The following is a 6,292-nucleotide window of genomic DNA, read 5'->3' on the forward strand; positions in this document are numbered from 1 at the left end:
CGCCACCCAGGCGCTCAGGAGACATCTCCGGGGTGCCCGGTCCCGGTGTACGTCATCCGAACGGCCCTCGTGACCCGTCGGTAACGTTCTGTACCATCGTCGGTGTTTTCGGGCGCCGGGGGAAGCTACACGGCTGGCGCAACCAACGTCGAAGGCGGCTGATGAGTTCTATTCTCGGTGTGACCGTGGGGGAGAGCGCCGTTCGGGTGGTGCGGCCGGTGGATCGAACGACCCCGACCGCAGGATTCCAGTTCCAGGTGGTCGAGACCGGTAAGGACGATCCGGCACGGCTGGCGGCCGGCACCCTCGGGGTGCTCTTCCAGACCGGTGTCGCGGGCGATCCGATCGAGCGGGTGGGGCTGGTCTACCGCGACCACACCCAGGCCGAGCGACTCCGGGCCGAGTTGGCCACCGAACACGTCGACCGTTACGTGCTCGTCTCCGAACCCGAGGCAGCCGTCACCTATCTGCAGGCCACCGGCGAGCTCGGCAGCAACACCGCCGTCTTCTACGACCTCGGCGACGCCGGGCTCACCGTCACCGTCGTCGACCTCGTCTCCCGCGAGGTGCTCGCCGAACGCACCGACAGCATCGGCGGCCGCGTCTTCGACAACGTGATCCGCGACCACCAGCTCGATACCAACGGTGTGTGGCGCCCCGACGACCCCGCCACCGACGACGAATTGTCGGCCCAGTGCCGAGAGGCCAAGGAGAAGCTCTCGCAGAGCGAGACCGTGGCCGTGCCGGGTGCGGCGGGGGTCGTGCTCATGTCGCGCGAGACCTTCGATCCGCTCATCGCGCAGTGTGTCGAGTCGTCGGCGCAGTTCGTTCACCAGGTGATCTCCCGTGCCGGTCGCAACCCCGAGGCCGTGGTCCTGCTCGGCGGCGGTGCGCACATCCCGCTCGTGCAGGAGGTGCTGCGCTCGTGGCTCGGCCTGCCGCTGGTGGTGCCGCACGAGCCCGAACTCGTCCTCGCCAAGGGCGGAGCGATGGCCGCTGCGAAGCCTGCGAACTCGCAGCCCGTGAGCACCCTCACCCGCATCGTGCCGGGCCGGCCGTCGTCGACCAGCGCCGAGACCGAGCAGATCCCGGTCGTCGCCGCTGCGGTCCCCGCACAGACGCCCCCAACTGCCGCATCCGCTCCGGAGTCCGCCGATGCCAAGAAGCCGTGGTGGTCGTCGCTGGCCGGTCGCGGCCCGTCGGTCAGCGGCAAGCAGATCTCCGGCGCCGGGATCGCGGGCACGGCCCTCGCGGTCGTCGCGGTCATCGGGGTGGCGCTGAGCACCGGCTTCACGAGTTCGTCGACCGACGAGACGAGCCCCACCCAGTCGTACACCCCGACCACTACGAACGCGCCGCGGCAGAACCCCGCGCCGGCGGTGGCGCCCACCCAGGTCACCACGACCACCACGGTCGAGCCGGAGCCGGCTCCGACGACCTATTCGCCGCGCCCGGTTCCGCCGGCCCCCGAACCTCCGCCCGCTCCGGTTCCGACCATCCCGGGGCTGGGAGTGCCGGTCCCGACGCTGCCGCCGCTGCCGACGATCGAGCTGCCGCCGCTGCCGCAGATCCGCCTTCCCTGACGTCACCCGGTCACGCGCGTCGTGCGTGCCGGCCACCCGTCTGCTGTCCGGGTGCGTCGGTACGCGCGAGCACGGCCGCGATCGCCGTGGTGAGCGGCACCGACAACGTCAGAGCGATACCGCCGACGCATGCGCGGACCAGCTCGATCGCCACGGCGTCACTGGTGATCACATCGGTGATCGACCGTCCGGCCACCGAGAACAGCAGCAGAAGAGGCAACGCACCGCCCGCGTAGGCAAGGACGAGCGTGTAGACGGTGCTGGCGATGTGGTCGCGGCCCACACGCATCGCCGCCGAGAAGATCTCCCGACGCGACGACTCGGGATCGAGTCCGGCGAGTTCGAACGCCGACGACGCCTGCGTGATGGTGACGTCGTTGAGCACACCGAGCGAGCCGATGATGAATCCGGCCAACAGCAGGCCGGAGATCGACACGTGCCCGATGTACAGCTGCACGTCGGTGTTCTGTTCCTCCGACAGCCCGGTCAGGTGCGTCATCCGGATCGTGAGGTAGGACAGCAGGGCCGCGACGACCATCGACGCGAGTGTGCCGAGCAACGCCGAACTGGTCCTCAGATTCACGCCGTGTGCCAGATACAGCACCGCGTAGAGGATGAGCGCACCGCCCACGAGCGCGACCGGCACGGCGGGTTTGCCGTCCAGGAGCGCCGGGAGCATGAACACCACCAGCACGCCGAACGCGACGCCCAGGCCGATCAGGGCCCGCAGGCCGCGCCAGCGGGCGATCGCGACCACCACGACGGCGAACGCCGCGACCACCAGAGCGAGCGGGAAGCCGCGGGCGTAGTCGTAGAAGGAGTACTGGGTGGCACCCGCCGGATCGGTCTGGCGGACGAGACGGATCTCGTCGCCGGCCTGCAGTTGGGGCTGACCCGGGCCGGGGATCACCTCGAGGAGGGTCCGGGCGCCGTCATCGGGACCGGATTCGATGGCGACGATGCTGCGTTCGCAGTCGAAGGTGTTGGTCGAGGGAGGGGACGGCTCACCGGTGAAGACGCGCCCGAAGGACGGGCTGCCGCACGGTCCGGTGTTCTGCTCGACGACCGTCCCGGCCTCGGTGACGACCGCGCCGCCACCACTGGTCTGGAAGGGGGCGGGGATGTCCACGGAACGGCTGCTCGGCCACAGCAGTGCGGTGCCGAAGAGCACCAGGAGACCGATCACGGCCAGTAGGCCGACGACGATCTTTGCGGCGATCGGCCCGAGGGGGATGGGACTTTCGGCCTGCCCGTGACCGTGTCCATGGCTGAAATGACCGTGTCCGTGATTCACCCGGACAGGCTAGCCAAGAAGCGAGAGGATTTGGGCTGGTGGTGGCGGGGAGCAGGGGGGGTGTCCCCGCCACCGTCACCTGATCTCGCACAGGGGGGATGGCGATCGATCAGGGAGCCCGGCACATTGCGTAGTGCTTAGTGCCGTAAGACAAATTACTGGTTCCGACCCCGACTTGGGGAGGGGTTGGCGTGTGTCGATGGTCACGAAGCCGACAAACTGTCCGTTCGGGTAGGTAGTACGTGCCACCAAGCAGGGACTTTGGTCCCGAAAGCCGCAAGGTAACCGTTTGGTAACAATGACCTTCCCCGAAGTTGGGGCCGTCCCCTACTGCTTGTAGGAGGACAGGAAGTTGCCGATCCGCTCGATCGCCACCGCCAGATCGCGTGCCCACGGCAGCGTGACGATGCGCAGATGGTCGTGGTTCGGCCAGTTGAAGCCCGTGCCCTGGGTGACGAGGATGCGCTCCTGCAGCAGCAGATCCTGCACGAGCTTCTCGTCGTCGTGGATGTCGTAGACCTCCGGATCCAGACGCGGGAAGGCGTAGAGCGCGCCACGCGGCTTCACGCAGCTCACGCCCGGGATGGCGTTGAGTCGTTCCCAGGCGACGTCGCGCTGCTCGAGCAGGCGCCCGCCGGGCAGGACGAGATCCTCGATGCTCTGATAGCCACCGAGCGCCACCTGGATGGCGTGCTGGGCCGGCACGTTGGGGCACAGGCGCGTCGAGGCGAGCAGATCGATGCCCTCCAGGAAGCCCGCCGCGTGCTCCTTCGGGCCGGTGATGACCATCCAGCCCGACCGGTAGCCGGCGACCCGGTACGCCTTCGACAGCCCGTTGTAGGTCAGGCAGAGCAGGTCGGGGGCCAGCGAGGCGAGGGAGACGTGCTTCGAATCGTCGTACAGGATCTTGTCGTAGATCTCGTCGGCGAGCAGCAGCAACTGGTGCTTGCGGGCGAGGCGCACGATCCCCTCGAGTACCTCGTGCGAGTACACGGCGCCCGTCGGGTTGTTCGGGTTGATCACCACGATCGCCTTGGTGCGCTCGGTGATCCGGGACTCGATGTCGTCGAGGTCCGGGTTCCAGTCGTTGGTCTCGTCGCACAGATAGTGCACGGGGGTGCCACCGGCGAGCGAGGTCATCGCCGTCCACAACGGGTAGTCGGGTGCCGGGATGAGCACCTCGTCGCCGTCGTCGAGCAGGGCCTGCATCGTGATGGTGATGAGCTCGGAGACGCCGTTGCCCAGGTAGACGTCGTTGATGTCGAACTTCGGGAAGCGCGGCACGAGCTCGTAGCGCGTGACGATCGCGCGACGGGCGGAGGCGATGCCCTTGGACTCCGAGTAGCCCTGCGCGTGGGGCAGCGCCGCGATCATATCCTGCACGATCGTGTCGGGCGCCTCGAACCCGAACGGTGCGGGGTTGCCGATGTTGAGCTTGAGGATGCGATGCCCCTCGGCCTCGAGCCGCGCGGCGTGGGCGTGCACCGGCCCGCGGATCTCGTAGAGCACGTTCTGGAGCTTCGACGACTGCTCGAGCCGACGGCTGATGTGATGGTGAAGTTGGCCTTGCTCCTCGGTAGTCACGGGTTACATGGTGCCACCGTGCTGCAACACGATTTCATCCGCGTTTTGTAGGTCGTGGTAACGACTCGGGAAACAAGACGCGACGAATGTCCGGATCAATGCGATGATCGAGGTCCATCTAGGCCGCACGTCGGGGTGACGTGCGGGAATGCAAGGAGCAAGTGGTATGGCGCAGGGCACCGTCAAGTGGTTCAACGCGGAAAAGGGCTTCGGCTTCATCGAGCAGGATGGTGGGGGAGCAGACGTTTTCGTCCATTACTCCGAGATCCAGGGGTCGGGCTTCAAGACCTTGGACGAGGGGGCACGAGTCGAGTTCGAGATCGGTCAGGGGCAGAAGGGCCCGCAGGCTCAGGGCGTGCGCATCATCTAGGTCGCACCCTTTCGGGAATTCCGCGTTCGACGGCGTCGCACTTCCGGTGCGGCGCCGTCGTCGTGTGCTCTCCACCACAACAGGGGCGTATGGACCTACCTGTCGGTAAGTACGGCTTGTAAGGTATATCCGAGTCGTGGGGTAACAGTTTGTTTTCTCCGGTGCGGGGGGATTCGTACCGGACGGTTTTTCCTTCGTGGGGGAATGGGTGTTTGTGGATTCGGCTACTCCTCGCAGTGCGACACACGATCGATGGACCGACCCCAAGAAGCGCCTCTGGCTGTACGGACTCGTCGTCCCCCTGAGCCCGTTCATCGCCTACTTCCTCGTCGAACATCTGCACCTCGGCGTCTTCTGGGCTGCGGGTGCACTGGTCATCGCCATCGTCTGCCCGCTGGTCGACGCGTTCGCGAGGCTCGACACGAGCAATCCGCCCGAGGACATGATGCGGACGCTCGAGAACGACCGGTACTACCGCTACTGCACCTATCTCTATCTCCCACTGCAATATGCGGGCCTGACATTCGGATGCTGGATGTGGGTGTCGCAGCCCATGGGCGGCGCCGAACGATTCGCGATGGCCGCCACACTCGGCATCGTCGGCGGTGTCGGCATCAACGCGGCGCACGAACTCGGGCACAAGCGCACCACCATCGAGCGGCGCCTCGCGAAGATCGCCCTCGCCCAGTCGTTCTACGGCCATTTCTACGTCGAACACAATCGTGGACACCACGCGCGCGTCGCGACCCCGGAGGATCCCGCGACCGCCCGCATGGGAGAGAGCTACTGGCGGTTCCTGCCGCGCTCCGTGTTCGGCAGCCTCCGTTCCGCGATCCGATACGAGAAGGGCCGCCTCGAGCGTCGCGGTACGTCGTTCTGGAACATGCGGCACAACGACATCCTCAACGCATGGGCGTTGAGCGTCGTTCTCTACGCCGTGCTCATCGCGGTGTTCGGCTGGTCGATCGCCCCATGGCTCGTCGTCCAGGCCGTCATGGCGATCATGTTCCTCGAGGGCGCCAACTATCTCGAGCACTACGGTCTGCTGCGCGAGAAGCGACCGGACGGCGGCTACGAACGGGTGCAACCCCAGCACAGCTGGAACAGCAACCACGTGTGTTCCAACCTGTTCCTCTACAACCTGCAGCGGCACAGCGACCACCACGCCAACCCACTACGCCGCTACCAGACCCTGCGGTCGATGCCGCAGGCGCCCCAGCTGCCCGCCGGCTACGCGGTATTGATCATCCTGGCGCTGTTCCCGCCCCTGTGGCGGCGGGTGATGGACCCGCGACTGCTCGAGCACTACGGGCACGATCTGTCGCGAATCAACATTCGGCCTGAGAAACGAACGGCGATTCAGGCACGATACGGTGGTGGGAATTAGGCGTCGTGTCGGGGAGACTGCGCCGTTTCTGTGATGCGCACACCCGTGCGGATCGTGCGCGCCCGGGGAGATAA

The 6,292-nt window shown here is 66.7% G+C and carries 5 protein-coding genes; 3 read left to right on the top strand and 2 right to left on the bottom strand.

The window, feature by feature from the left end; genetic code table 11:
• The first annotated feature begins 161 nt into the window (after positions 1-161).
• The gene (locus ACLBYD_RS17270) at positions 162-1,583 is read left to right on the top strand and encodes an Hsp70 family protein (RefSeq protein ID WP_447817383.1); all 1,422 of its coding nucleotides are present in this window, start codon (positions 162-164) and stop codon (positions 1,581-1,583) included.
• Between the two features lie 10 nt (positions 1,584-1,593).
• Here ACLBYD_RS17270 and ACLBYD_RS17275 read toward each other — a convergent pair whose 3' ends face one another.
• Positions 1,594-2,877, bottom strand: coding sequence for a YibE/F family protein (locus ACLBYD_RS17275; protein ID WP_447817384.1), 1,284 nt, complete (start codon positions 2,875-2,877; stop codon positions 1,594-1,596).
• A gap of 327 nt (positions 2,878-3,204) precedes the next feature.
• Positions 3,205-4,461 (bottom strand): pyridoxal phosphate-dependent aminotransferase, encoded by a 1,257-nt coding sequence (locus tag ACLBYD_RS17280; RefSeq protein WP_447817385.1) that lies wholly within the window; start codon positions 4,459-4,461, stop codon positions 3,205-3,207.
• A 166-nt stretch (positions 4,462-4,627) separates the two neighbouring features.
• Here ACLBYD_RS17280 and ACLBYD_RS17285 point away from each other — a divergent pair, with 166 nt between their 5' ends.
• Positions 4,628-4,831 carry a cold-shock protein gene (locus tag ACLBYD_RS17285; RefSeq protein ID WP_120280264.1) on the top strand — a complete coding sequence of 68 codons (204 nt, stop codon included), beginning with the start codon at positions 4,628-4,630 and terminating at the stop codon, positions 4,829-4,831.
• Positions 4,832-5,045: 214 nt separating this feature from the next.
• Entirely contained in the window at positions 5,046-6,218 is a 1,173-nt protein-coding gene (locus ACLBYD_RS17290) for an alkane 1-monooxygenase (RefSeq protein ID WP_447817386.1), read from the top strand.
• Positions 6,219-6,292: the final 74 nt, after the last annotated feature.

This window comes from Rhodococcus sp. C26F (assembly GCF_053345925.1).

Excerpts from the sequence above, each read along its gene's own strand:
- ACLBYD_RS17285 (WP_120280264.1), top strand. The coding sequence starts at position 4,628 with ATGGCGCAGGGCACCGTCAAGTGGTTCAACGCGGAAAAGGGCTTCGGC.
- ACLBYD_RS17270 (WP_447817383.1), top strand. The coding sequence starts at position 162 with ATGAGTTCTATTCTCGGTGTGACCGTGGGGGAGAGCGCCGTTCGGGTG.